Source organism: uncultured Leptotrichia sp., assembly GCF_938036635.1.
Lineage (GTDB): Bacteria > Fusobacteriota > Fusobacteriia > Fusobacteriales > Leptotrichiaceae > Leptotrichia > Leptotrichia hongkongensis.
Genome location: NZ_CALHQO010000032.1, coordinates 1 through 3,555 on the forward strand (window position 1 = coordinate 1; position 3,555 = coordinate 3,555).

Annotated in this window: 3 protein-coding genes; 2 read left to right on the forward strand and 1 reads right to left on the reverse strand. The window is 29.6% G+C overall.

Features of this window, described 5'->3' with window-relative positions; genetic code table 11:
* Window positions 1-271 precede the first annotated feature (271 nt).
* Window positions 272-1,069 carry an LCP family protein gene (locus Q0370_RS00440; protein WP_299570599.1) on the forward strand — a complete coding sequence of 266 codons (798 nt, stop codon included), beginning with the start codon at window positions 272-274 and terminating at the stop codon, window positions 1,067-1,069.
* Window positions 1,070-1,091: 22 nt separating this feature from the next.
* Window positions 1,092-1,682 carry a ribosome biogenesis GTP-binding protein YihA/YsxC gene (gene yihA / locus Q0370_RS00445; RefSeq protein ID WP_006805833.1) on the forward strand — a complete coding sequence of 197 codons (591 nt, stop codon included), beginning with the start codon at window positions 1,092-1,094 and terminating at the stop codon, window positions 1,680-1,682.
* Between the two features lie 338 nt (window positions 1,683-2,020).
* Here the strand turns inward: yihA and Q0370_RS00450 are convergent, their stop codons facing one another.
* Window positions 2,021-3,541, reverse strand: coding sequence for a YifB family Mg chelatase-like AAA ATPase (locus tag Q0370_RS00450; protein ID WP_299570602.1), 1,521 nt, complete (start codon window positions 3,539-3,541; stop codon window positions 2,021-2,023).
* Window positions 3,542-3,555: the final 14 nt, after the last annotated feature.

The following is a 3,555-nucleotide window of genomic DNA, read 5'->3' on the forward strand; positions in this document are numbered from 1 at the left end:
ATTATGAAAAACATTTATTAACAATGAGTAGCTTTTCAAAATTTAATTAAAGGAATTTTATAATTACATAGGTTATAAACAGTACAATCTTGTAAAAAAGGCTTTAATTTCACGGATTTTTTGATTTTTACTATTTAAATGGGAAATAGTATTAGAAGATAAAATTTATTAGGCTAAAAAGTTATAAAGTCAAATATAGGCTTTAAATAATTTACTTTGTGTTATTTAAAATATGTTACTTGAAAAAGTGTAAAAATTAAGAGGTGAAAAAATGAAAAAAGTATTTATAATATTGGGGATATTTTTAGTGGTGCTTATAGGTTGGCTTTCTGTACCATTTAATATTCTTATTATAGGAGTAGATGCGTATGCTAATCAGCCAACAGAAGGTTCTCGGAGCGATGGGCTAGTTGTTATAAGGGTTGTGCCTTATCTGGCACAGGTAAAAATGATTTCGATTCCGCGTGATACATATGCAGAGATTCCTTGTGAAAATTATAAGCAGGATAAAATCACGCATTCACATCATTTTGGCGGTGTGCAATGTACAATTGATGCTGTGGAAAACTTTCTTGATACCAAAATTAATTATCATGTAAGATTTAGATTTGAAGATGTTATGAACTTGACTAATTTGATTGATGGAGTCGATGTTGTTTCAAATCACACTTTTGATCAAGACTATTTTGATCAGGAAGTATTTCATTTTAATCAAGGTCAAGTTTATAATTTAAGAGGGAGAATGGCACTTGCCTATACAAGACATAGAAAAAGTGATACAGCCTTTAAGCGTGATGAACGTCAAAGACAGGTTATTCAGGGAATTGTGAAAAAATTAGTTGCACCATCTGGATGGAAATATATTCCAGAAGTTTATGGATATGCAAAAGAAAAGATGGATATTGCAGTAAATCCAATTAAAGGATTATCAGTATTGCCAGCGTTTTTACTAAATAAAAAAATTGAGCAGTATGAAATAACTGGGGATGGAAGAATGATTAATAGAATCTGGTACTTTATTCCTGAAGAAACTTCGTTGGAAAATGCAAAAAATGAGTTTAAAAATTAGAAAAATAAAAAAGAGGTGAAGCATGGAAATAAGCAAGTCAGAATTTGTGAAATCAGCAGTTGTGGAAAAAGATTATCCAGAATTCAATAACACTGTGGAATTTTCTTTTATCGGAAGATCAAATGTGGGAAAATCTTCACTAATAAATTCACTTACAAAAAGAAAAAATTTGGCAAGAACTAGTAAAACACCAGGAAGAACACAGTTAATCAATTATTTTTTGATAAATAACAAGATTCATTTTGTAGATTTGCCAGGATACGGATTTGCTAAAGTGCCTGAGGCTGTGAAAAGGAATTGGGGGAAAACAATAGAAAGCTATCTTGTTTCAAATCGTGAAAAAGTAGTTTTTTTATTGCTGGATTTGCGTAGAGTTCCATCAAATGAGGATATGGAAATGTTAAAATGGTTAGAACATTTTGAAATTGAATATTATATAATATTTACAAAAGCTGATAAATTGTCAAACAATGAAAAATTTAAGCAGTTAAAGGAAATCAGGAAAAAACTTGTATTTAAAAATGAAGATGTATTTTTTTATTCTTCATTAAAAAATACTGGAAGAAAAGAGTTGCTTGATTTCATAGAAGAACGGATTAATGAGAAAAAATAAGAAATCAAAGAGATGTAAAAATGTGTAATTACTCAGTTTTATTTGAATAGTTACACATTTTTTTGTTTTGCCAAATTGTAAAAAAAATCAAATTTAATTTTTAAGTATCCATTTTAAAAACTTTTGTAATTTTACAGAAAATAAATTTAATTTCATAAATTTTCTGATTTTATACTCGAACCCATTAAAAATTGAACTGCTAGAAATTATATAATTTAGGGTTTGAATAAAATAGTCATAATTTTTGAGTTTTGTTTTAAACTAGTTTTACTATGCTATTTTACAAGTATTAAGACTGCTTATTATTGAAAAATTCTTTTTAATAAGTTTAGTGCTATTTATTTTCGGCGATAATTTAGTGCCTCCAATAAATGTTCTTTTTTTATATTTTCTTCACCATCTAAATCTGCTATTGTTCTGGATACCTTCAAGATTTTATCAAACATTCTGACTGACAATTTTAAATTATCAATGGCAGATTTCATAATTTCTTCGCTTTCTTCATCTATTTTGCAATATTTATTTAACTGTTTCTTATTCATATCTCTATTTAGAGTATTTGAATTAAAACGTTGTTTTTGTACTTCACGAGCTTTTATAACTCTTTTTTGAATTTCTTTGGATTTTTCTGATAGAGATTCATCAAAAATTTCATCTTTTTTTAACTGATGCATTTCTACGTATAAATCCATTCTATCAAGAAGTGGACCTGAAAATTTTTTCTGATAACGTTTAATTTCTTTTAGACTGTCGTTACATAGTGGGTTATCAGGGAAATATCCGCTTGGAGTAGGATTTGAAGCAGTTATTGTAATATTTTTTACTGGATAGGTTACACTTAGGTTTGCTCTTGAAATAACGATTTTTCCATCTTCCAAAGGCTGTCTTAACGTTTCCAATGTTTTTCCTTCAAACTCTCCAATTTCATCTAGAAATAATATTCCATTTAGTGCTAAAGTAATTTCACCAACTCTGTTTGCACCGCCTACTAGAGCTACTTGTGTCGCTGAATAGTGTGGAGCTCTAAATGGGCGTTTACGAATTATTGGCTCACTTTGGCTTAACATTCCTGAAATACTGTAAATTTTGGTTGTTTCTATTATTTCTTCTTCAGGCATATCAGGTAAAATTGTGTTAAATCTTTTTGCAAGCATTGATTTACCTGAACCAGGATCGCCTATTAGAAATACATTGTGTCCACCAGCGGCTGCAATTTCTAAAGCCCTTTTTGCAAGTAGCTGCCCTTTTACATCTGAAAAATCAACAGTCTCATCTAAGTTTTTATCTTTTTCTGATTTTGAAGCATTCATCTCGACAGCTTTTTTACACAATGTTTTTATATCAATTTTTCCATCTAGAAAATCTAGTAATTCTGTAATTTCATCAACAGGAATAATTTCTACACCTGAAATTAATTTTGCTTCATTATAATTTTCCATTGGGACAACAACGCCTGTAAAATCTGTTTCTTTTGCTAAAATTGTGGCGTTTATTGCTCCATTTATTGATTTTATTTTTCCATTTAAGGAAATCTCTCCTAAAATTAGATATTTTTTTAATATTTCTATATTTGAAATATGACCTGTATTCGCAAGTATACCTAAAAATATGCTTAAGTCGAAATGACTGCCTTTTTTTCTGATATTTGCAGGTGATAAATTCACCAGCACACGTCTGACAGGAAATTCAAACCCCACATTCTTAAAACAGCTTCTAATTCGCTCCTTGCTTTCAGAAATCGCCTGATCTCCCATTCCAACTATATTAAATACAGGCAGCCCTCTGGATAAATCAACCTCTACTTCCACAACATAAGTATCTACACCCATATAGCTGCAACTAAATAAACTTATTGCCATAACCCCACCTTTTT

Bases quoted from the DNA above. Each gene is read 5' to 3' on its own strand.
- Q0370_RS00440 (WP_299570599.1), top strand. From the start codon at position 272: ATGAAAAAAGTATTTATAATATTGGGGATATTTTTAGTGGTGCTTATA.
- Q0370_RS00450 (WP_299570602.1), bottom strand. From the start codon at position 3,541: ATGGCAATAAGTTTATTTAGTTGCAGCTATATGGGTGTAGATACTTAT.
- yihA (WP_006805833.1), top strand. From the start codon at position 1,092: ATGGAAATAAGCAAGTCAGAATTTGTGAAATCAGCAGTTGTGGAAAAA.